The sequence below is a fragment of the Ignavibacteriales bacterium genome, assembly GCA_026390815.1.
GTDB lineage: Bacteria > Bacteroidota > Ignavibacteria > Ignavibacteriales > SURF-24 > JAPLFH01.
The window spans coordinates 15,917-40,796 of record JAPLFH010000015.1; the positions used below are offsets into that span (position 1 = coordinate 15,917).

The window sequence follows — 24,880 nt, forward strand, 5'->3', positions numbered from 1 at the left end:
TGTTTATTGTAATATAAAATTATAGGAAAGTGAAAGATGAGAAAATCCATAATAATTATTTTCATTTTGTTTATCGGTTTTACCGGATGCATTCGTCATTCCGATCAAGGACTAAACAAAAGGATAAAGAATAAGAGTACATTAGAAAAAATTAATTTGAAAAAGCTTACTCCCAATTTGATGGTTAACAATATCGATTCCTCCGTCCAATTTTACAAAAATATAATTGGTTTAGAACCCGTTCTTTATTACCCTGATTCACTAAATATTCAATTTGTTATTCTGGCAAAAGGAAATATTGAGCTGATGCTTCAGAAAAAGGAGAGCTTTGTTGATGAGTTAAATGAATTTGGAGATAAGCAAGCAGGCGGTACATTTAATTTATATTTTGAGGTAAATGAAATATTGATGGTGTATGAAAAAGCAATTTCTAAATCAATTATTATAAAAGAACTGCACCAAACTTTATACGGTACAAAAGAATTTACTATCAAAGACAACAATGGATATATTTTAACTTTTTCGGAACCATTAAAAAAATGATTTAATATAATCACTTTATTCAAACTTAGTAATCTTTTCAACATCTTCCAGAAGGATGGTTGTTAAGTCTTCATCACTACAATCATAGATTTGTGAAATTCTTTCCTCCTGGTTGCTGATAGCTTCGTAAAGAATATTTCTTGCCGTGCGTGCATTTCCAAAAGTTTTGTTTCGTTTTAAGTAGAGATTGGAGAAAATTTCTAATAGAAATTGTAAAGCTCCTTCATCAAGACGGTAACCATTGTTCAAAGCGATGGCTGCGGCTATTTCCAAAAGCTGCCTCGAAGTGTAATCCTCAAATTTAAAATAATTAGAAAAACGGGATTGCAAACCGGGGTTAGAATTTAGAAATATATTCATCTCGTCAGGATATCCAGCAACGATAACTAAAAACTTATCGCGGTTATCTTCCATCTCTTTTATCAATGTATCGATAGCTTCCTGACCGAAATCGGATGATCCACGCGAAAGAGTATATGCTTCATCAATAAACAGAGTGCCACCAAGAGCTTGCTTAATAATTTTTTCAGTTTTTATTGCAGTCTGCCCCTGGTAACCAGCAACAAGATCAGATCGTTTTACTTCAACTAAATGACCTTTTTCCAGCAAGCCCATCTCTTTATAAATTTTGCTAAGAAGTCTGGCAACTGTTGTTTTACCCGTCCCGGGATTTCCTGTAAAAACTGAATGAAGATTTTTTTCAATGATCGACAATCCGCGTTGCTGCCTAAGCTGAGTTACCTTTAAGCTATTAATTAATTTCTCAACAGATTTCTTTACCGTTTCAAGTCCAGTAAGTTCCTGAAGTTCAATTAAGTGCAAGTCGAGCAATTTCGAATCACCTTCAACTTTAACAAATTTCTTTTCTTTTTTAAATGAAATAATATCTTCAATATCTTTAATAATAATTTCCGTCGATTCCGCAGTTTGATTTTCTGTACCGGCTTCTGCAACAATTCGTAAAAGTTGATTTCTAATTACAGTTTCTGTCATGTTTCTAACAAGTCGAGCATTGCCAAAAGTTTTGTCGCGATTACGATATAGCTCGTTATAATATTTTTTAAGTGGTTCAAAACATTCTTCATTCAGTTTTAACCCCTTTGCTGCTAATTCATTTTCTGTAATCTTCAACAATTCATCCGGGGAATAATCTTCGAAGAAAAAAGTTTTATTAAACCTTGATTGCAAGCCTGGATTACTTTCTAAAAATGATTTCATTTCATCAGTATAGCCAGCAGCGATAACAAGAAATTTTCCTCTGTCATCCTCCATTCGCTTAAGAAGCGTATCGATAGCTTCCTGTCCAAAATCACCTTTTCCCTCATCTTTTTTTGCCAGAGAATAAGTTTCATCTATAAATAGTGTTCCACCAATTGCTTTATTGATCAATTCAGTTGTTTGTTTTGCAGTTTGACCAACATAACTTGCAACCAATCCCTGTCGGTCTGCTTCCACTAAATGACCTTTAGAAAGAATTCCAATTGCAGAATATATTTCGCTAAAGATACGTGCTACAGTAGTTTTACCTGTTCCTGGATTGCCAAGAAAAACGATGTGAGAAGAAAATTTATTTCGAAGATCTTCTCCTTGCTGAGAATAATACTTTGCAATCTTTACTAACTCATCAATTTCCTTTTTGATATTTTCCATTCCAACCATTGCATTTAATTTTTGCAAGGCTTTGGAAAGATTTTCTTCATCAATTGGAGGAGCAAAATCTTTTTTGTCTTCGGACAAAATTGCTGCTTCAATATCTTCAAAAAGTATTGTTGTTAGATTTTCTTTTGTTCTTTTATCCGGATGCGTGTTTAAAAATCGTTTGCTAAGATGCATTTTCGCTTTATCAAACATCATTTTTGCAATGCGTGCATTACTAAATGTTTTATCTTTCCGCCGGTAGAGTTTTGTAAATTCCTTTTTAACAAGATCAGAAGCCAATTCATCAATTTTATAATCTTCTTTTTTAATAACGAGTTTGAAAATTTCCAGCAGTTCATCAGGATTATAATCATCAAAAGTAAAAATATGATTGAAGCGTGATTTTAATCCAGGTGTTGATTCGAGAAATGTTGTCATTTCATCCGGATAACCGGCTACAATTACAGCAAACTCATTACCTTTATCTTCCATTCTTTTTAACAGAGTTTCAATTGCTTCTTGTCCAAAATCCTGCGCACCTGATTTTTTTGAAAGCGTATAAGCTTCATCAATAAACAATACTCCACCAATCGATTCATCAATTACTTTGTTTGTTTTGATAGCAGTTTCGCCGATATACTGACCAACAAGACCGCTCCGATCAACTTCTATAACATGACCTTTTTCTAAAAGACCCATCGCCTTTAAAATTCTGCCAAGCATTCGTGCAATAGTTGTTTTTCCAGTTCCAGGATTACCCTGAAATACGCAATGGAATGATTGTCCGGATTCAGATCGTAAACCGGATTTTTTCCTTTCTTTTAAAAATTCAAGGTAACTGATAAAGTTTTTTACTGTTTGCTTAACATTATCTAAACCAACAAAGCTATTTAAATTGATAAGTAATGCTTGTAATGTTTCATCCACTGGTTGCTGAAAAGATTCTGTTTTTGTTTCTTCAATTTGATGAATGATTGTATTGTTAGATTTTTCTTCTTGTATTAATATATTCTCAGCTTCAGTTGTATAAATAATTTCAGAATCACCAACCAGGAAATATTTTTCCAGTACTTTTTCGTTATCGATATATAATTCTAATTTACCCTGACCTCTTTTCCAAAAGCCCGGAAAATCTGTTCCCCAGCTTTGTGTAGCAGTTACCAACTGCCAGTTCTTATCAATTCTTAAATTAAAATTATTTTTACCTACCTCTTTATTATTTAAGAACCACACAATACCTGGCGAAACATTTTGGTCCTTCTTTTTAAAAAACGGATTTTTAAAAATTATTTCTGCAGCAACAAAGGAAGTTTTCTTTTCATCAAATTGAATTAAATACTTTCGGTTAGTTTCATCAATCTCCGGCAAGCTAAATACTTTTGTATCCGTAAAAAATGCAAAGCTATTCGGAATGCTTACAAAATCAATTCTCTTTTCTATATTAATAATTTTTTCAGAAATAGATTCTTCCTGGGTCTCCTTCAATTCAAGCTTTACTAATGAATTATATATATTTTCGAATTTATTATTTCCACTAAACATCTCCTTAAGTCCATTAGCTTTTTCTAATGCAGGGCGGTATTGATACATCAAAAACATTGCTTCTAGTTCAAGCAGCAAAGCTTTTTTGTGTTCTTTTTTTTGTTTTGGATTATCCAGAATTTTTCGCGTAGCTAACAAAGTAAACCAAAATTCTTTTTGTTTTAGTGCTTCTTCAGCTTCATCCAGCAGATTTACTGGCTTATTGGATTTGCCATTTACTAGATCTTTATCAAAACCACCGGCAATCTTATACCACTTCTTAAGATTATTTAAATTTGCATTTTTTTCTGGATCTGCAGAAATAGCTTTATCAATTTCTTCGAGTGCTTCAAAAAATCTTCCGAGTCCAGCAAGACTTCTTGCTTTATTTAAATAAGTCCAGGTTATTAATGATTGTTCTTGTTCAAGTGCAGAATTCAGATCAGAAAGTGCGCCTTCAAAAATGCTCATTCGGCTTAAGAAAAAACCGCGGTATAGGCGAGGTTGAATAGCATTACCGCTTTGTTCAACAGCAAGATTCGCTAATTCAAGAGCTTTTACGGGATCACCATTTTCTAATAAAGACCAGGCGAGACATAATGCCGCGTTATAATCATCCGGTTTTGCGTCGTAAACTTTTTGAGAGGCTATTAATGCCAGTCTAAATCTTCCATGCCAAAGATGTTCAAAAGCTTCTGCCAATAATGATGTGATTTCTTCCGGACTCAATATAAACCCAAGTTTTATTTATTATCGAAAAGAATTTTATTTCCTTAATATATTTTTTGAAATAAGTATCAGGAAATAAAGCACTTTCTAAAAATAAATTATTTTGGCTTATGTAAAAAGATATTTCTAATATATTATTTGGATCTGTCCTATTAATTAAAATAGCGGGCTGTGTAATTGGAGAAATTCTTCTATTAAATAGAAAAATCCAAGTTAATGTTTTTAACTACTTTTAAGAGAAGATTTGCAAAGATGAACTTTTATCGTAATAAAGTCGTCTAATTTTTCAAAGATTGGTTTATTAGGAGTTATTATGAAAATTTTGAAAGCAATATTTGGAATTACTACATTACTTTACTTTGTAGGATGCAATGGAATTGGTGTGCATGGAAGTGGTATAATAAAAGATGAATACAGAGATGTGGAATCGTTTGATGGGATAGAAGTAAGCGGTTTTTATGATATTCATATTCAATGCGGTGAAAAACCAGGTCTTAAAATTATTGGTGATGATAACATTCTTCCTCTTATCAAAACAAATATTGAAAATGGAACATTACACATCTGGAATAAAAAAAATATTTCGCCAAGAAAAAAAATTAGGTTTGAAATTACTACTGATAATATCTCTTCATTAAATAGTTCCGGTGCTAATAGAATAATAGTTCAAAATATTAATAATGATGAACTGGAAGTTGAAGTAAGCGGTGCCGGTACAACTAAATTGGAAGGTAAAACTGAGTATTTAAATATTAATCTTTCCGGAGCTGCCAATATTAAAGCCGATAAATTGAAAGCAAAAAAAGTTACCGTTGAAATTAGCGGAGCATCCAGTGCTGATGTATATGCTTCTGAAGAATTACGTGCTGAAATTTCCGGGGTCGGTAATATTAATTATTATGGTAATCCACAAGATGTTAAAAAAAGTATTTCCGGGCTGGGTTCTATAAATCAAAAGTAATAACTAAAAATTCTTATTCATAAGTCCAATCTGAAAAGCCTATATACTCAAATTGGCATTCCCACGAACCTGCCAGCGGTAAGCGGGGGTGGGAATCTTTTCAAAATTCTAGGTTCTTTAGATTTCCGCTTGCCTGCTGCAAGCAGGTTTTCACCGGAATAAACTTTATAGATCAGACTCATTCAATTAATTTGATTTTATTAGTCGTTTTGCTTTTCTAATGAGTTTCCATTCTAATTATTAATTATTTTTGTGAAATAAATTTACGATTTTGCTTGAACTGTATATCAATTTAGATTTAGATTGCCATAGAAGTTTTAATTCATTTTAATGGAGAAAGTATGGAAATTAAAAATCCAATTATTGGGATTTTAATGGGGAGCGATTCAGACCTGCCAGTAATGAAAGAAGCATCTGAAATTTGCAAACAGTTTGAAATTCCATATGAAGTGAAAATTATTTCTGCCCACAGAACACCGAACCTCTTAGCAGAATATGCTACATCAGCCAAAGAAAGAGGAATTAAAGTGATAATTGCCGGCGCAGGCGGTGCTGCACATTTACCTGGTGTTGTAGCAGCTTTTACAACTTTACCTATCATTGGTGTACCAATTCAAAGTAAATCATTAAATGGTATAGATTCTTTGCTATCAATTGTTCAAATGCCAACAGGTGTTCCTGTTGCTACAGTTGCAATTGGTGGAGGAAAAAATGCAGGTATACTTGCAGCCCAAATTATTGCAATAGGTGATAACGCACTTTCTGAAAAGTTGAATGATTATAAAAAGAAATTAGCGGAGGATTCGAAAGCAAAGAATAAGAGTCTGGAGAATCTTTAATCCGTCTCCACATTCGTTTAGACGGAAGAGAATGCGGGGTATAACCTTTATCCCGAAGACAAGGTTCTCTTACACATATTGTGGAAGAGGATTTAGGTTCATACCATTAATTTCTTACCGGAGGTTATCCTGCATTAAATGGGTCAGGGATTACAAAACAGGAAAGTTATTACAAGAATGAAAAATATTTCAAAAATCACTTGACAATGTGATTTTTTTTTTACGATATTTGTGTCGGGTTTTAGATTTATTCATTTAAACTTTATCTCATATCAATTAGTCAGTTATTTTTTAATATAGATTTTTAGTATTTGTAAGAATTTATTTTCAATTAAAAGAGGGGATCTTTATGACTGACAATTATTACTTGATAGTTAACTGTAATGAAAGTAAAGTTAACTTAAAAACCACCTGATCTTCCGATGGGGGAAAATCCAGTGAAAAAAAAGAACATATAATTTACTCTTAGGTAAACTATACCCGTTTTGCTGAAATTGATTTTAGCAGAGAGGGAATTAGTATTTGCTTTAAAGGGATAAATATTTTCTATTATGAAAAGAAGATTGACAATGCAAGAAATAATATTAACAGAAGAGAAAAAGAGATTTACATAAAAGAAAATGAAATTTACACTGAAGAAAAATCGAATGACAGTATGGAAAAATTGAATTACAGCGACGAAAACCCGAGTTACGATGTAGAATTTGGCGGTTGCATTTGCCGAATTGACAATTACATAAACGAAAAATAGAGTTACACTGATGAAAAGAGCAGTTACATTGACGAAAAGCACATTTACATTGAAGGAAAACGTAATTACATCAACGAAAAATGGAGTTACAAAGCAGAAAATGCGAAAACAGAAGAAAAAACAAACCCTACCTGTTTCCTCCCCCCTGCCTACTGCAGGCAGGTTTAATTAAAGGGGAGGATAAGGAGGGGTTCGATAAAATATAATGACAACAATGCTAATTTTTAGTAGATACATATGACTAGACACTACAACAAAAGCACAGAAAAAGAAAAGAGAAGGAGTTTAAGAAATAACTCAACGTATGGAGAAAAATTATTGTGGGTGTACATCCGTAAAAGACAAGTATGTGACGAAAGGTTTTTGCGTGAGTATAGCGTAGATAAATATGTGATTGATTTTTATTGTCCTGATTTACACCTTGCAATAGAAATTGACGGACCGACTCATTTTGAAAATAATGAAGCAATTGAGTATGACAGAAGAAGACAAAGTTATTTGGAAAATTATAACATTAAATTCCTAAGATATACGGATGATGAAGTAAAAGGAAATTTAGATAAGGTATTAAAGAAAATAGAAGAAGAAGTAATAAAAAGACAAAAAGAAAAACAAAAAAATAAATGAACCCCACCTGTCTCCTCCCCCTTGCCTACTGCAGGCAGGTTTGACTAAAGGGGAGGAAAGGAAGGAGGGGTTTAATAAACAATATAAATAATCACAAGAGAGAGGTTACTATGAACAGGCGACAATTAAACAAAAAGCGGATGTACTTTGCTGTTAACGGTACTTTAAAAGATAATTCTGTTATTGTTGATGCAAAGGTGAAATTAAAGGAATATCATCAAAAGCTGCAGAGTAAATTAACAGAGCTTGATAAAGCAGAGGTAATAATAAATAAGGCTGCTGCAGGCGTAACTAAAACTAAGAATGATCTTAAGCTTGAGCTTATAAAAACATTCCTGCCGTTAAAAGCAGTATTAAATTCCTATGGAACGGAAAAGAAAAGGAACGATATACTTGCATTAGTAAAGATATCTGAATCGGATCTAAAAAAAATGAATGATACACAATTAACTGGCAGGATAAGTTCTGTGCTTGTGGCTGCTAAAGAAGTATTAACGGAACTTGCGGATTATGAAATTGACGCGGATGTAATAACCGGAATACAGTCTGCATCCGATTTATTTAGCGGTGCAATTGATAAAATGGGTGGAGGAGAGTCGCAGGAATCCAGCGCAAGAGATGAGGTTGATAAATTATTTGATGAGATAGATGAAATATTAAATGAGCACCTTGATAGCTTTGTTGAAATGCTAAGAGAGAAAGAGCCGAATTTTTATAATGCGTATTACTCAGCAAGAGTAATAAAGGATTTAGGCGGAAGCCACGGTGTAGAAGAGGGAAACAAAACGGTGGAAACGACAACAGATAATAAATGAAAGATTGTAAGTGGAGGCAGAAAAAGTTTTATGAAAAATACTAAATTCGAATTTCTAAATAACAAACAAATTCAAAATACAAAGTACAAAACTTTCTTGAAGGAGTTTTACAGTTAGAGAATTTGCGATTTTGAATTTGTTTAGAGTTTATTATTTCGGATTTAGAATTTATATCTAACACACAAATTCTAATACTAAGGCGCAAAACATTTTAGAAATGTTTTTAGAGTTTAGAATTTGCGATTTTGAATTTGTTTAGAGTTTATTATTTCGGATTTAGAATTTACACTGAGTAGCTATAGATTATCACTGGCAATAAAAGGGAGTTATGAAAAGAAAAATACTAATAAATACGGCAGCTTTAATTTTAATTACAATAACATTTACGGCTTGCAGCAGAAAGGTAAAACCGGAGTATGCTATTTATGTAGATATGAGTAAGGCGCATAAGAGCGGATTGTTCCAGCCTGCCCCGGCAGGCAAGCCTGAAAAAGGGGCTAAGATTTTTATAACAGGTAATTATAATAATTGGAGTAAAGAAGGGTTGCAGCTTACTGATGAGGACAAAGATTTTATTTTTAAGATTGACCTGAAGAAAATTACTGATGCTGCAAAGAAACCGATGGATTCTTTAGAATTTAGATTTAATATAGAAAAATGGAGGATGGTTGATGGAAGATGGATGATGGAAAGCGATACAACAGAAAGTATTGCTATAAGGAAGATTGCGTTGAATGATTTGTACAAAGCAGGAGTAGATGGAAAAAAAATTGTGCTTGTATTTAATGAAGTTTATGATGTACGTGAAACTGCGGAGGTTACTTTTACTGTTGGCACAAGCAACCAGAAAGTGCTTGGCTTTTTTAAGCCCGAAGAAGGAGATAAGATTGCAATTACAGGCAGCTTTTGTAACTGGGCTAAAAATGGGATGATAATGGGCGATGACGGTGATGACATTTACAAAATAAAACTGCCGGTTAAGTATTATAAGAACAAACCTGTTGAGTACAAATATAAAATACTTACAAAACGTAATGCTTACCTGCCTAACGAAGGATTAGAAAAAACTACGCACACAATAAATATATGGAGCGAAGGCAATGAAGCTGCTTACACAGAGTTTGATAACATAAGCCGTGTAGCGCGGTTTATAATTAACACAGAAAAATTTGAGCGTGAAGGAAAATTTAAACCGCTTAAAGGAGACGTACTGCAGATAAAACTTTTACTTGACGGAAAAGAAGTATTAACAAACCCTTTGTTTAGAGTAAAGACACACGAGTATGAAACCGCAGTGATTGTACCGATGAATATTAAAGAGGTGAAATGGAGCATTGTAACAAATATTAATAAACAGCTTATCCCGCGAGCGGGACAAGGTGAATTTGAAAATGCAAATATAAAAACTAAAGGTTATTGCATAAAAATATAGGAGAAAAATTATATGAGGAAAATTAAACCTAAGATAAGAAGTAAGATAACTTTAATTACTTTTTTATTAAGTGGAATATTATTTAATAAATGTACTACTGATGTAACAAATAATAATCATGTTTTTGTTGGATTTGAAAATTTCCCAAATACACAACCCACAGGGAACGTTAGTTTTACAGTTCAATATGTATTGGATAAAAGTTTTAGTGGAAAAAAATTATGGATTGGAATCCAAAAGAAATTAATAGATGGTACCCGTGAGGATATTATTTATATAGATTATTCATTGCCTAATTCAAATACTGATATAATAGGACCATATACATTCCAACATAACTTTTCACAAGCAGGGAATTATGATATTTGGGCTGGGGCTGGTTCTGAAGGGATGAAACCCTGGGGCGACAAAGGGACAGGAAAAGCCGAAAATTTAGAAATAACAGGTAATACAGCAGACCTAAAGTTTCTTTTAGTACAAGAAGCCCAACGCTATGTTAATTATGAAATTACTTGGTATAATCGTAATGGAAATGTTTTAAAGGACGATGACCAAAACAACGATGCAACTAAGACCAGAACATGGACGCAAAGTTTGCCATACAGCTACATAAACTATGATAATCTGGATGAGATAGTAAATAAGATAAATAATTGGCAACAAATGAATCAATCCCACTGGTATGACTACACTCCTGGTAAAATAGGATTCAATCTGTATGATTATGAATATTGTTTTACTGATCAGGATTATCCGTGGCCAAAAGAAAGGTCCAATTGGACCGGAACTAGTTGTCAGGCATTTATTTACAACTGTGCGAAAGCAACCGGTTACAGTTTTACTTCTGATGAAAAGTATAAAAATGATGTAGCTGAGTGGGAAAATATAGGAACAGAAATTAATGCTTTTGAGGCACAACCAGGAGATATTGTTTATTTTGAGCAAAAGGATAATAGTGGAATTCTTGTTGTTGCTTCTCATGTCGCAATAATTTCAGCTTCAGCACTGGATGAAGCTAATATAAAACTTATTCAGGCTTTGGGTGTTTATTATGATCCATTTAAATTCCAAGTTTCAACTGATGCTACTATAGGACAAACAAAGCTTGCTATTAAGCAAGAGTTACTTCAACAACCAACATGTATTTATAGAAGATTACCATTACAATAAGGAGATGTGAAAATGAAAAAGTATTTATTTTTATTAATTATTGTTATCAGCATCTTATGCCAGAAGAGGATGTTGCCTCAAATAGTTTCGGGAGGATATAACTTACAAAAGAAGATATCAATACCAATTGGTAAAGGTGCCGGAAAAGTGAATTTAGAATATCTTATACTTGGTTATGGTGTTGGTTTTCCGGATGCAATGGCAGTTGATAATGAAGGTAATTTCATCATTGGTAGCCGGCTACAGAAAGACGCAGTCCAGAAATTTGACGACGATGGGAAGTATTTAACTACGATAGCAATAGACGGTATGAACGAGGCTAATGTAAATTATCCCTATAAAATAGTTGTTGATAGCAGTAATTCAATCTATGTTCTTGATATTGATAAGGCTTTAAAACCCGGCTTAGTAAAAGCAAGCTCTTCAATAAAAAAGTTCAATAAAACAGGGGAATTAATATTTAATTTTGAGCATAATAAAATAAGGCAAAAAATTACCGATAGGGATGGCATAAAGGAATTATGGGTTACACCGGGTGGAGAAATTTATATTAAGGATCGTTATAATAGTAAGACAGAGAATGACCAATATGGATTTCCAAAAAACGAGGAGAAAATATTTGGAATTGACAAAGATGGAAAGTTGATAGGGGAAGTTGACGAATCTTTTTATAAGAACTATAATAATGATATTGTGAAGTTTAAGTCAAAAATGAATCTCGGGCATACCTTTAACTATACTATACTTAAATATAAAGTAACGAATGAAAAAAATAGAGAGAAAGAGTTTATTGTGAATCAGGGACAGCTTAGTAAAATGAAAGAATTTAATATAGAAAACACAAATGATCGTCTTGAATTCCTGGGGTTTGATAAAGAAAATAATCTTTACTTGCTCAGGAGATGTGAAGAACGAGAAATTGACAAAGCTACAGTAGGCTCGGGTTCTACAATGATATATAAATATTCTCCAAACAATGAAATGTTAGCAAAGATAGATTTGTCCGCAAGAGTCGGAATTTACCTTGTAGATTCAGTGGGGAATATATACGCCATTTACATTGTTTATCAAACACCCAAGAAATTCACCGAAGGCGATCATATTGAAATTCAAAAATGGGTACAGAAAAAATAATTAAAGAGTAAATTGAAAGCTAAAGCGTAATATTTTTTAAATAATTTATTAAAAACAGGTGCGTAATGAAAGAAATAATTTTTAGTTTGATACTTATATCAAGCATATTTTTTGGGCAAAAACTTGATGTAAGCGGAATAATACCGGCAGACGATGAAAGAGTATTGATTACAAAAAAAATTGAAGAGATAAATTATTATTTATTGAAGAGATCTTCTAAAAAGACTCTACAAAAAAGTAATTCTAATAGTTATCTTCATTTGAGTGAAGCGGATATTACTAATATACAAAATCTTAATGACGATATAAAAATGATTAAGTTGATAAGCTATAACAAAGAAGATAAAGGATACGTAGTAAATTGCAGGGTAATATACAATATAGAAGGACACCGAACGCAGGAGCAAGCAACAATATCATTTGATAAAAACAAAAACTGGAAAAGCGTAAACAATAAAATATTAAACGAAATTAAAAACCAGAAAATTGTAGCATCAGGCAGTACTTATAAAACACGGGGCATAAATAATATTAACGATGTAACAGAAGCACAGATAAAAGTAACAGGTTATACATACCGTGGTTGGCCTCTATATGAATATGAGGGGGAAGATATAATGCAAATAGATAGGTATGTTACAGAGAATTATCTTGACAGAACATTATTTGCTCCTGGTGCAAGCTTAGACATGGGCGGCTACTTAATGGGTTATAATGGAAATGAAGTTAGTGCAGTAACTTTTTATTTGGATAAATCATGGGAAAGAATAGTCTATGCGGAAGATAACTATGGTTCGTATGGGGCTATAAAATCTTTTGGTGATGGAAATGGTAACTGGTATTTCAACCGCCCACAAGCATTATGTGTTAGTGATAATTGCTGTGTATTTGTCTTAGATAGAACAGACTATGATCCAAGAGTAGTTAAATTAAGCTATTCAGGTGGATTACTGTCTTTAGCAAATTCAAACTTTGTAAATCAAAATTATCTTTCATCACCAGTAGATATTGAATATAGCAATGGTTATATATTCGTCTCCGACGCAGGTCGTCAATCAATTTTAGTATTTAATGCAAACGATGGAAGTCTTTACAATGAAATAAAATATCTAATGCTCAATGGTCAGCAGCAACCAATAGGAAATCCTCAAAAAATATGTATTGATGGAATGAATATAGTGTATATTGATGGAAATATCTGCATATATGGCGCTTGGCAACCAGGAACAAGTGTAATAAATTGTATACAAAAAACAATATTTCCACCACAATACCGGTTAGAAGACATTGGACAGGACGGTACAGGCTCTTTCATTATTGCAGATCCAAATAATGGATTGCTCCACAAATTAAACGCATACGGTGAATATATCTGTTCAAATACAATTTATTCAGGATATAATCCAATATTTTGTTCTAAGTCCCCGGCAAATTCTTCTGGAATAGTAACTGGAATTTATATATATGCGCCATGGGATTATAACCTGGGAATAAGAAAAGTTATGCCTGGTTCCAATGTAATTGATATAACCAAAAATGAAGATGATTATAATTTTTATATAAATTATTTGATTACAGGTGAGAGTTATTATGAAGTGTACATACAAACACCAGGTGGTGATCAGTTACTAATCGAACAATCAACTTCAGGTACAGGTGAATACCATACTACTTCTGTCTCGAAACAAGATATGATTGGGGGAGAGAATAAATGGATAATAAAGTATAAGTCAATTTATCCAAGACCACCCTATGAAAATGTAGGTGATGGCTGGTGCAGCGAAGAAGTATCTTTTTTTTCAAAGACGTATTTAAGCGGTGTATACAATCAAGGTCAAATGCATTTTGGAGGTGAGATAGAAGTTATTGATGATGTTATTTTCTCTGGCAATTGTACTGCTCATTTTGATGATGGAACTGCAGTTGTAAAGATCTTACCAGGTAAAACAATAACAATAATAGAAGAGGCTGCAATCCATGCTATAGGTGCTTCGTTTATCCCAAAGGATACCAGCAAATGGGGCGGTATAATTTTAAATAATAATTATGGTAATTCTTTTAGTAATTGTACATTTGATGGAGCGTATAATCATGTAAAAGTATATCGTAATACTAATAATAATTTTGATGGTTGTACTTTTACAAATGCTGCTACAGCTGGAATTTATACTTATCAGGGTTCAGCAACGCCGGTAAGTTTTACAGTAGATAATTGTTCCTTCACTGGCAACTGGATAGGCATTTATGCCAAGTATGCAAGCGGTTCAATAACAAACAATTTTTTTGAGCTCAATGATTTTGGTCTGTATATGGGTCAATCAAGGTTCGATAATTTTCATAATAATTATATCCGCAATAACTATAGTTCAGGTATTTGTATTGATTATAGTTCACAGGCTATTTGGTGCAACGATATAATTAATAATGGTGGAACGCAAGTATACATTAATGGCTGGAGTACTGCCTGCGGAAGTAATAATAATATTTATGTGGATGGCTATCAGATAGATTACCCACCGAATGCTTATATACGTAATTTTGCATATACATATAATTGTGAAGAATTTTGTTATGTAACGCAGGATTGGCGATCTAATTATTGGGGCAGGAGCCAAATAGAGGACATGTACACATGGTACTTGTTTGCACCCATGCCATGGACAATAGATTATTCTGATTATTGTACCTCGCCTGTAAGTAATAGGGTAGCATCGGTTGTTGAGAATATTTCTAAAAATACTTCTCCTGTTATACAGGAAATTTTGACTGAAGGTATTGCAAAATCATTAGGAAATGAAACACGTATAGAATCTTATGAGAAAATTCTTCTGACAATAAGTATGCTTAATAATTTTCCTAATTCAAAATTCAACTCAAAGAGATTAATTGAAATTTACTTTTTGCAAAACCAGTTAGAAGTAAAAGAACACCCGGAAGTTAAAAAAACAATAATGAACATTGCAAAGAATAAAAAAGAAAGGTTTGAGCAATTTATTGATAAAAAAATAACTCTTACTGAAGATGAAATATTAAGCGCTAAACTAACAGGTGAAGTTTCTATGTTAATAGAGATCGACGATATGATAAAGACTAAAAGTTTTAAAGAAGCTATAAACAAATCAAAACAATTTGAAAAATACATTACTAATTTTGATAACCAGTATGCATTAAAGTCATTAAAATTAGACGCATTGCAAAGAGATCAAAAATTTGATGAAGGATTAGAAGTAATAAATGAGCTGAAGGAAATGATGAAATCAATACATGTAAAAACTGATTTCAATACACCGATGCTTAATGTATTAGAGAATGAGTTGTTATCCAGAACAGGCAGATCTAAAAATACAATGTTTGTAAAAAATACAACCGGTTTTAGCAAAGCAACTTTAGAAAAGGAGGATATTCCACTTGAATTTGCCATGTATAAGAACTTTCCAAATCCATTTAATCCAACTACAACAATAACATTTAGTCTACCGGAAGAGAGTAATGTAGTAATTGAGGTTTATGATATGACAGGAAAGCTTGTTAGTTTATTAGCAAAAGGAGATTACATTGCAGGAGAACATTTTACAAGATTTGATGGAAGCGGACTTGCAAGTGGAGTATATCTTGTTAACTCAAGGATTACTTCAAAACAAGCAAGCGGTAAATTATATAACTTCACACAAAAAATAATGTTGATGAAGTAAAACTCAGTGGTTCTCTGAGGTACTCTGTGGCACTCTGTGTAACGTGATCTAATACTTACACAGAGAACCACGGAGAAAACCCAGAGTAACACAGAGATAAATTAGATGAACTATTTTTTAATAATTATTATATCAACAATAGCTTTCTTATTTGATAATGGTGTATATCTATCCAACCACACTCCAAAGAATTTTGCGCTAATAACATTAGTCCCGCTTTTACTTACATTTTATTTCGTCTGGTTTTTAATAAAGAATAAAAAACAAGCAATAACTTTTTCAATCATAGAAGCTTTATTGGTTTTAAGATTGGTATGGATGGTTGTAACTAACCCGCAATTTTTAACTCACCCAAGCAATTTAAGTTTTTGGATATTGCTTTCTTTAACTCTGCTTACTTTGTTAACAAGACAGATAATAAATGCAAAAGGTAATGATACACCAATAAAATATTTTATCAGAACAATATGGGTAACGGGAATAATACAAGCGCTTATAGGTTACTGGCAGTTATTAATATCTCCGCCTTATGCGCCGCAGTTTATGAAAACCCCGCTGGCAGGGACAATAGGCACCGCTAACGGGTATGGATTATTCTTAGCGCTCTCTTTAGCTGCATTGGCAATTGAATTTATAATGCAGAAAGAAAAGATTTACAGGATGATACTTTTGTTTTTTATCGTATTGTTATTAACTGCTTTATTCATAAATGGAAGCAGGGGAGCAATGCTTGGGCTTTTTGCATCTGCAATGCTTATTGTAATATTTCTCATCATTACAAAAGAAAAAGCTTCAGGTAAATTATCAGAAAGGAAAAAATATTTGTATGTAATAACCGGCCTAATTTTATTAACTATAACCACCACAGTACTCTTCCTATTAATCATTCAGAATTCAGAATCAACAAAAGGAAGATTGTTCGTCTGGAAAGTATCTTTGCCAATGCTGGTTGAGCATCCAGCCATAGGTGTTGGTCAAGGAAAATTTGCAATTGAATATCTGAATTACCAGGCAAAATTTTTTAATCGATCTGAAAACAGAATATATTTTTATAAAGCAGCAAATTTAAAGCAGGCACACAATGAATTCTTTCAGGCATTTTGTGAAACCGGAATATTTGGAGGAATAATATTCCTTGCAATCTGGTTATTTGCGTTGTGGCAATTGTTTAAAAATATCGGAGGGAAGTCCGGCACAAATACATTTATATACATCGGGTCAACTGCAATGCTTTTAACAATACTTGTCCATGGTTTAGTGGATACAACGTTGCACGTACTCCCAATTTCTGTTGCTGCATATATTATTTTAGGTCTTATCCCAACAAAAAAATTTACTTATGAATTACAGCTACGCAGATTTAATCTAAGATTTTTAGTTGTTAGTCTGTTAATCATATTCACAAGCATTGTTTTGTATAAAAGTATTAATCAGTATCAAGGTTATTACCACTGGAAGAAAGGAGTACAGGCAGTTGGATACAGAAGCTGGTATACTGCAGAAATTCAATATCAAAAAGCGCTGGAAAAATTAGAAGAGCAAGGCGAACTACAATTTCATCTTGGTTCCGCTTTTGTTATGGATGGAAATTATGTGGAAGGAATAAACCTGTTAAAGGAATCTTTAAGCAACTTTAACGATAGGAATATTTACCTTTCGATTAGTTATGGATATTTGAAAACAGGTGGATATGGAGAAGCGGAAAAATACGCTAAGAAAGCTTTATCTATGTTCCCGGATCATCTTGCACCGCATTTACTGCTGGGAGAAATCTATTTTTATCAAAAAAGAATAGAAGAATCGAAAGCTTCATTGTTGAAATGTATAAACAGGCAAACGGAAATTCAGTCTTATGAAACAGGAAAAATTTCTAATGATGCACAGATTCTGTGGAATAAATTTTATAAGTAAATAAATTGATTTTATCTTCGGGTTAGTTAATGCAGAAAAGATCATTCCTTGCAATAATTAAATAAGCCATTTTTGATTTCAAAATTTAAACTCTTCATAGAAATTCTTTTCTTACAGATAGGAAAAAAAGCCCAAAATATCTCAAAACAATTGAATTATCGTAAAATAAGCCAAAAACGCAGAATGGCATAATTGTTGGCAAAATATAATGAATCATAATTAAGGAATTAGAGATGCATTCAGAAATATTTAGTCACTATCCTCCAAAAGATAAAAGCAATTTAATAGGACTTTTGCAAGAAATACAAACTATATATGGCTACCTTCCAGAATCTGCACTTCAGGAAATTTCTGAATTTTTAGGAATGCCAGTTAGCCGAATTTACGGTGTGGCTACATTTTATAATCAATTTAGATTGAAACCACTTGGTAAACATGTAATAAGAATTTGCCGCGGAACAGCATGCCATGTAAAAAATTCAGCTAACATTTTATTTGCCATGGAAACCGCTTTAGGAGTAAAAGCCGGAAATACTACTCGTGATAAAAATTTTACTTTAGAAACAGTAGCTTGTATTGGTGCATGTAGTATTGCACCAGTAATAAATGTTGATGGTGATTATTACGGCAGGGCTGAAGTTAAGGACATTCCAAAGATATTAAAGAAATATTCCAGTGAAAATGTTAGTGAAAAGAAAGAAGAACAAACTGTGAGTGAACAATGAATACATTCTTAGAAAAATGCTGTAACGAATGCTGGCATAGTTTGGAAAAACCTTGCGATCAATTTGTAGCATGCTGCACAGAAGGACCGCTTTGTCATCATAACGAAGAATGCAGTGCGAAATTTAAAACATTAAACAGCAAGCTAAGTTACAAAGAGCATGATATTCCTATTATTTGGATTGGGATGGGAACATGCGGTTTAGCCTCCGGTGCTAAAAAGGTGGAAGAAGCAATTATTGCTGAACTTAAGAAATTAAATATCACAGCGGTTATTGAAGCAACCGGATGCATTGGATTTTGTGCAAAAGAAGTTATAGTTGATATAAAATTGCCCGGTCAGGATAGAATTTCTTATTGCGAAATTACTCCCAAAATTGTCTCTAAATTAATTCAAAGAACAATCGTGGAAAAAGGAATTTTCAGAGAAAAATTACTCGGGACACATGGCAAATCTACCGATGAAGTTCCGAATATAAACGAAGATCCTTTCTTTAAACATCAATTGAAAGTTGTGCTGGAAAATTGCGGTATAATTAATCCGGATTCAATTGATGCTTATATAGCTTCCGGCGGTTTTAAGGGATTAAGCAAAGTTCTCCGATTGATGAAACCTGATACAGTTGTAAAGGAAGTATTGTCCAGTGGATTACGCGGAAGAGGTGGTGCAGGATTTCCAACCGGAAAAAAATGGGAATTAGCTCTTAAACAAAAAGCTGAAGTTAAATATGTAATATGCAATGCTGATGAAGGTGATCCTGGTGCATTTATGGATCGCTCTGTTCTTGAAAGCGATCCGTATAGGATAGTTGAAGGCATGATCATTGCGGCTTATGCAATTGAAGCGACACACGGCTACATCTATTGCCGTGCAGAATATCCTCTTGCTATTGCGAGATTAGAGAAATCGATTATTGAATGTAAAAAGTATAGCCTGCTTGGAAAAAATATTTTAGGCAGCGGTTTTAATTTTGAACTGAAGGTTAAAAAAGGAGCTGGTGCATTTGTTTGTGGTGAAGAAACAGCTTTGATGGCGTCGATAGAAGGGAAGCGTGGTATGCCTAAACCTCGTCCACCATTTCCTGCCGAATCTGGTTTATTTGGCAAACCAACAATCATTAATAATGTTGAAACTTTTGCAAACGTTGCTACAATAATTAAAAGAGGTGCTAATTGGTTTTCATCAATTGGAACTGAAAAAAGTAAAGGAACTAAAGTTTTTGCATTGAGCGGGAATATTAAAAATACCGGACTAGTTGAGATTCCAATGGGAGTTACTCTAGAAGAAATAGTTTTCACTATCGGTGGTGGAATCCCAAATAACAAATTATTCAAAGCAGTTCAAATTGGTGGTCCTTCAGGTGGTTGTTTACCGGATTCTGTAATTAAAACTCCGGTTGATTATGAATCACTTAAAGTGGTTGGCGCAATGATGGGATCAGGTGGATTTGTAGTTATGGACGAAGATACTTGTATGATTGATATTGCAAAATTCTTTTTAACATTTATTCAAAATGAATCTTGCGGTAAATGTGTTCCTTGCCGAGAAGGAACAAAAAGAATGCTTGAAATAATTGAACGCATTCCAACCAGCTACAAAAACACAAAAGACAAATTAGATCAGCTTCAAAGATTTAAAGGAACAATGCACCTTCAAAGATTGGCTGATGTAATTCGCGATACTTCGCTTTGCGGACTTGGTCAATCGGCTCCAAATCCAGTTCTTTCCGGATTACGTTATTTCAAGGATGAATATGAATCTCATCTTTACGATAGAAAATGCCCGGCGGGTGTTTGCAAAGAATTATTAACATTTACCATTGATAATAGTTTATGCAGTGGTTGTGGTTTATGCTTAAAGAAATGTCCGAATGATGCAATTGTTGGTGATAAAGGTCAGGCTCACTACATCGTTCAGGATAAATGTATTCAATGCGGTATGTGCTTTGAGACCTGCCGCTTAAAAGCTATTTCTATTAACTAAGTTTGATAATTTCAGGAGTTTTAGAATGGTTCAATTAACCATAAATAATATAAAAGTAAATGCTGAAAACGGAATGACGATATTAGATGCGGCTAAATCAGTTGGTATTCACGTTCCTACTTTATGTCATATGAAAGGATTAACCCCAACCGGTGCTTGTAGAATTTGTGTAGTTGAAGTTGAAGGGCAAAGAGGTTTGATTCCAAGTTGTGCATACCCTGTTTATGAAGGAATGGTTGTAGAAACAAATTCTCCGCGGGTTCGCCGTTCCCGTAAAACTATTGTTGAATTATTGGTAGAAAATCATCCACAGGATTGTTTGATATGCGTTAGAAATAAAAATTGTGAACTTCAGGATCTATCAGAACAATATGGTTTAAGAGAGCACAGATATGTTGGTGAAACCAGGAAACACGCTATTGATATTTCTTCTGCCTCGATGGAACGAGATCCTGCAAAATGTATTCTCTGCGGTCGCTGCGTAAGAACCTGTAATGAAGTTCAGAAAGTTGGTGCAATAGATTTTACAAACCGTGGATTTTCTACTATAGTTACAACACCATACAACAAAGGTTTAAATATTAGTGATTGCATTCTTTGTGGGCAATGTATTCTTGTTTGTCCAACAGCCGCTCTCAGGGAAAAAAGCTCGTTAAAGGAAGTTGCATATGCGCTTCAGGATAAAAAGAAATTTGTTATAGCCCAGGTTGCTCCTGCAGTTAGAGCTTCTATTGGTGAAGAGTACAACTTGCCTTTGGGCACAAATGCAACAGGACAATTAGTAACCGGTCTAAGACGATTAGGATTTGATCGAGTGTTTGATACAAACTTTGCTGCAGACCTAACCATAATGGAAGAAGGTACTGAGTTGATTAACAGAATTACTAATAAGAAAAAACTGCCAATGTTCACAAGCTGCTGTCCTGGATGGGTTAAGTATATTGAACAAAATAAACCAAACTTGCTTGAACATGTATCCACCTGCAAATCACCTCATGAAATGCTTGGAGCAGTTAGCAAAACTTATTACGCAAAAAAAATGGGATTAGATCCTAAAGATGTTTTTGTAGTTTCAATTATGCCTTGCACTGTTAAAAAGTTTGAATCAGTTCGACCGGAATTAGCTGAACAGCATTTACAGGATGTTGATCAGGTTCTAACAACAAGAGAGTTAGTACGATATTTTAAGATGGCTGGAATTGATTTTAATGATTTACCTGAAGATAAATTTGATAATCCGCTTGGTGAATCAACTGGTGCAGCAGCTATATTTGGAACATCAGGTGGTGTAATGGAAGCCGCTTTAAGAACTGCATACTTCAAACTAACAGGTACAAACTTAGAAAAACTTGAATTCGAAGATATACGTGGATTGGATGGTATTAAGGAAACAACTGTAATGGTTAATGGACTGGAATTACGTATTGCAGTTGTAAATGGAATTGGAAACGTGGGACCTATTCTGGAAGAATTAGAGAAAGGTGAAAGCAAATACGATTTTATTGAAGTGATGGCTTGCCCCGGTGGCTGTATAAACGGTGGTGGACAACCAATCCACAGTAAACCTGAGAAAGTGATGAAAAGAATTAAAGCTTTATATGAAATTGATTCACATTCTACACATCGCAGATCCCATGAAAATGAAGCAGTAAAAATCATTTACAAAGAATTCTTTATTGAACCAAACAGTCATAAAGCTCATGAGATTTTACATACTTCTTATACGGATAGAAAGAAATTGTTGAAAGAGAAAATAGGTTAATAAAAAATTAAATTCTTTTTTTGAACCAGCCTTTGGTTGGTAGGCAAGGAATTTCGAAGTTCGGAGTATATACTTCGGGGTTCAACATTCCTTGTTCAATAATTATCATTCCTTTAAATATTAGAAAGTTTTGGAGAACAAATAATTTTAGAATGAACACGAGCATTGTAACAACAATAAGTCAGCGATGTAAAAGATGTTATTCATGCATTAGAGAATGCCCTGCAAGAGCTATCCGGGTGGAGAATGGACAGGCTGTTGTTATTGAAGAAAGATGTATTAGCTGTGGTCATTGTGTAAAAGTTTGTTCTCAACATGCCAAACAAATAAAAAGTGATGTTGAATTCCTTGAATCGATCCTTGCAACAAAAAAAGCTGTTGCAATTGTTGCACCTTCATTTGCAGCTTCATTTCCGGATGATTATTCTAAAATTCCTGCAGCATTAAAAAAACTTGGTTTTATACAAGTGATCGAAACTGCATTTGGAGCTGATTTAGTCAGCCAACTTTATGCTAAGGATTTGGAAGAAGCAGATGGAAAAACTATAATCAGCTCAGCTTGCCCGGCTGTTTATAATCTTATTGAGAAATATTTTATTCAGCTTGTTCCAAATCTTGCCAAAATAGTTTCACCGATGATTGCGATGGGTAGATACCTAAAAACAAATTTTGGCGAGGATACGCAAGTTGTGTTTATTGGTCCATGTGTAGCAAAAAAAAGTGAGTACACGGATGAACAGGTTAAAGGCGCAATTGATGTAGTATTAACTTTTACCGAATTGAAAAATGTATTTCAGCAAAAGATGATCAATCTTTCAGAATTGAATGAAATGGAATTTGATCCTCCGCATTCACTTATGGGTAAATCATTTCCGCTTGCAGGTGGTTTGCTAAAGACTGCAAATATTTCAAATGATATACTTGCAAAAGAAATTATTGTTGTTGAAGGTAAAGATAAAGTTGTTGAAATAATAAATGAAGTTGCTGCAAATAACATCAACTCTAAACTTATTGATATTCTTTTCTGTGAAGGATGCATTAGCGGTCCCGCAATAGCAAGCGATTTGAATTACTATTCCAAAAGAGAAAAAGTTATTAAATACATTGATGAGAAAATTAATCTTGCAGATAAGCAGATTTGGAAAAGTAACATTTACAACAGCCGTAACATAAATTTAAGACGCCAATTCGTTCCGAAGAACCAAAGAAAGCCAATGCCTACAGAAGAAAAGATAATTGAGATTCTTGCACGTTCAAATAAGTTTACAAAGCAAGATGAATTGAATTGTACAGCGTGCGGATATGAAACCTGCCGCGAATATGCAATAAATATTGCAAAAGATTTGGCAGAAGATGATATGTGTTTACCTTATTTAATCGACAAGCTGGAAAAAGCTTATGATGAATTAAAAACTACCCAGGAGCAATTGCACGCAACAGAAAAACTTGCTTCCATTGGACAATTGGCAGCAGGAGTTGCTCACGAGATTAATAATCCACTTGGAACGATTATGCTCTATTCCTCTATGCTGAATAAAGAGCTTTCCAAAAATGAGCAAAATGCCCAGCATTCAGATGATTTGAATTTGATCATTGAAGAAGCTAAGCGTTGCAAGAATATTGTTGCAAATCTGCTTAACTTTGCAAGGCAAGGTAAATTAAAACTTACCGAAGTAAATGTGCTTGATATAATATCTTCAATTGTAAAAACAATTTTTATCAATCCACAGTATAAAGGAATATCAATAACTCTACACGTGGATATTGATGAGCCAGTTATTCAGGCAGATGCTGATCAAATTAAACAAGTATTTCTGAATGTCATCAATAATGCGTGCGAAGCACTGGATGAAATACAAAACAAAAAAATTGAAGTTAGCATTTACAAAAGTGATGCTTACCTTACAGTTGATATAAAAGATAATGGAAACGGAATTCGTAAAGAAAATATGGCAAAGCTTTTTACTCCTTTTTTTACAACTAAAAAAATGGGAAAGGGAACCGGCTTAGGGTTGCCAATTACTTACGGTATAATCAAAATGCACCGTGGTGATATTAAAGTAAAAAGTGAAGTTGGAGATGGAACAACATTTACAATTAAACTTCCAATGAATTTAAACCCAAATCAAATAATTATGAACTAAGGGAGTTCGATAAATGAATATTCACGAAAAAGTTAAAAAAATATTATTAGTTGATGACGACATCGATTTACTTGAACAGCATAAAATAATTCTTGAGGCTAAAGGTTTTAAAATTATTACTGCAGAAAATGTTGCAGATGGTTTTGCTGCATTCAAAAAGGAAAAACCGGACGCAGCAATATTAGATCTGATTATGGAAGAACATGACGCCGGATTTATTCTTTGCCATAAAATTAAAAAAGATCCATATGGTAAAACGATTCCGGTTTTCATATTAACCTCTGCAACTTATGTAACAGGTTTTAAATTTGGCGCATCTACTCCTGAAGAAAGAGAGTGGGTTAAAGCTGATGCTTTGTTGAATAAACCAATTGTAGAAGAAGAACTGCTTCAAAAATTGGAAGCATTCTTTGAAAACGTTAAAAAATGATAGTAGATAACATTCTACTACATTATATTTGCAATGTAAAAAATCAAAGTCTAATTCTGTGGTGAAATTAAAAT

17 protein-coding genes and 1 pseudogene are annotated in these 24,880 nt (G+C 33.4%); 17 read left to right on the plus strand and 1 reads right to left on the minus strand.

The features are described 5' to 3' along the window. Nucleotides 1-36 precede the first annotated feature (36 nt). Complete coding sequence (locus tag NTX22_06230; GenBank protein ID MCX6150102.1) at nt 37-543, plus strand: hypothetical protein; 507 nt, start codon at nt 37-39, stop codon at nt 541-543. A gap of 15 nt (nt 544-558) precedes the next feature. Here the strand turns inward: NTX22_06230 and NTX22_06235 are convergent, their stop codons facing one another. Beyond that, nucleotides 559-4,431, minus strand: coding sequence for an AAA family ATPase (locus tag NTX22_06235; protein MCX6150103.1), 3,873 nt, complete (start codon nt 4,429-4,431; stop codon nt 559-561). 313 nt (nt 4,432-4,744) lie between these two features. Here NTX22_06235 and NTX22_06240 point away from each other — a divergent pair, with 313 nt between their 5' ends. The 16 genes and pseudogenes from NTX22_06240 (at nt 4,745) to NTX22_06315 (ending at nt 24,806) form a co-directional block, all read left to right on the plus strand. Next, a complete protein-coding gene (locus tag NTX22_06240) occupies nt 4,745-5,392 on the plus strand; it encodes a DUF2807 domain-containing protein (GenBank protein ID MCX6150104.1) in 648 nt (215 codons plus the stop codon). A gap of 341 nt (nt 5,393-5,733) precedes the next feature. Further along, nucleotides 5,734-6,231 (plus strand): 5-(carboxyamino)imidazole ribonucleotide mutase, encoded by a 498-nt coding sequence (purE, locus tag NTX22_06245; protein MCX6150105.1) that lies wholly within the window; start codon nt 5,734-5,736, stop codon nt 6,229-6,231. Nucleotides 6,232-6,992: 761 nt separating this feature from the next. Beyond that, a complete protein-coding gene (locus NTX22_06250; GenBank protein ID MCX6150106.1) occupies nt 6,993-7,154 on the plus strand; it encodes a hypothetical protein in 162 nt (53 codons plus the stop codon). 65 nt (nt 7,155-7,219) lie between these two features. Then, nucleotides 7,220-7,609 carry an endonuclease domain-containing protein gene (locus NTX22_06255; GenBank protein MCX6150107.1) on the plus strand — a complete coding sequence of 130 codons (390 nt, stop codon included), beginning with the start codon at nt 7,220-7,222 and terminating at the stop codon, nt 7,607-7,609. Between the two features lie 110 nt (nt 7,610-7,719). Next, nucleotides 7,720-8,424, plus strand: a complete 705-nt coding sequence (locus tag NTX22_06260) for a ubiquitin-like protein Pup (GenBank protein ID MCX6150108.1) — start codon at nt 7,720-7,722, stop codon at nt 8,422-8,424. Nucleotides 8,425-8,752: 328 nt separating this feature from the next. Further along, nucleotides 8,753-9,856, plus strand: a complete 1,104-nt coding sequence (locus NTX22_06265; protein ID MCX6150109.1) for a hypothetical protein — start codon at nt 8,753-8,755, stop codon at nt 9,854-9,856. Between the two features lie 12 nt (nt 9,857-9,868). After that, on the plus strand, nt 9,869-11,026 hold the full coding sequence (locus NTX22_06270) for a hypothetical protein (protein ID MCX6150110.1): 1,158 nt from the start codon (nt 9,869-9,871) through the stop codon (nt 11,024-11,026). 12 nt (nt 11,027-11,038) lie between these two features. Continuing rightward, the gene (locus NTX22_06275; GenBank protein MCX6150111.1) at nt 11,039-12,160 is read left to right on the plus strand and encodes a hypothetical protein; all 1,122 of its coding nucleotides are present in this window, start codon (nt 11,039-11,041) and stop codon (nt 12,158-12,160) included. Nucleotides 12,161-12,225: 65 nt separating this feature from the next. Further along, nucleotides 12,226-15,852 carry a right-handed parallel beta-helix repeat-containing protein gene (locus NTX22_06280; GenBank protein MCX6150112.1) on the plus strand — a complete coding sequence of 1,209 codons (3,627 nt, stop codon included), beginning with the start codon at nt 12,226-12,228 and terminating at the stop codon, nt 15,850-15,852. Between the two features lie 105 nt (nt 15,853-15,957). Then, entirely contained in the window at nt 15,958-17,763 is a 1,806-nt protein-coding gene (locus tag NTX22_06285; GenBank protein MCX6150113.1) for an O-antigen ligase family protein, read from the plus strand. A gap of 233 nt (nt 17,764-17,996) precedes the next feature. Continuing rightward, nucleotides 17,997-18,488 carry an NADH-quinone oxidoreductase subunit NuoE gene (gene nuoE, locus NTX22_06290; GenBank protein ID MCX6150114.1) on the plus strand — a complete coding sequence of 164 codons (492 nt, stop codon included), beginning with the start codon at nt 17,997-17,999 and terminating at the stop codon, nt 18,486-18,488. Then, nucleotides 18,485-18,565: pseudogene (locus tag NTX22_06295) on the plus strand (hypothetical protein). The gene nuoE and the pseudogene NTX22_06295 overlap by 4 nt, the downstream one beginning before the upstream one ends. A 396-nt stretch (nt 18,566-18,961) precedes the next feature. Next, nucleotides 18,962-20,470: a 4Fe-4S binding protein gene (locus NTX22_06300; GenBank protein MCX6150115.1), complete on the plus strand. Its 1,509-nt coding sequence runs from the start codon at nt 18,962-18,964 to the stop codon at nt 20,468-20,470. Between the two features lie 25 nt (nt 20,471-20,495). After that, nucleotides 20,496-22,232 carry an NADH-dependent [FeFe] hydrogenase, group A6 gene (locus NTX22_06305; GenBank protein MCX6150116.1) on the plus strand — a complete coding sequence of 579 codons (1,737 nt, stop codon included), beginning with the start codon at nt 20,496-20,498 and terminating at the stop codon, nt 22,230-22,232. 152 nt (nt 22,233-22,384) lie between these two features. Further along, on the plus strand, nt 22,385-24,376 hold the full coding sequence (locus tag NTX22_06310; GenBank protein MCX6150117.1) for an ATP-binding protein: 1,992 nt from the start codon (nt 22,385-22,387) through the stop codon (nt 24,374-24,376). A gap of 13 nt (nt 24,377-24,389) precedes the next feature. After that, nucleotides 24,390-24,806, plus strand: coding sequence for a response regulator (locus NTX22_06315; GenBank protein ID MCX6150118.1), 417 nt, complete (start codon nt 24,390-24,392; stop codon nt 24,804-24,806). The last annotated feature ends 74 nt before the right edge of the window (nt 24,807-24,880 follow it).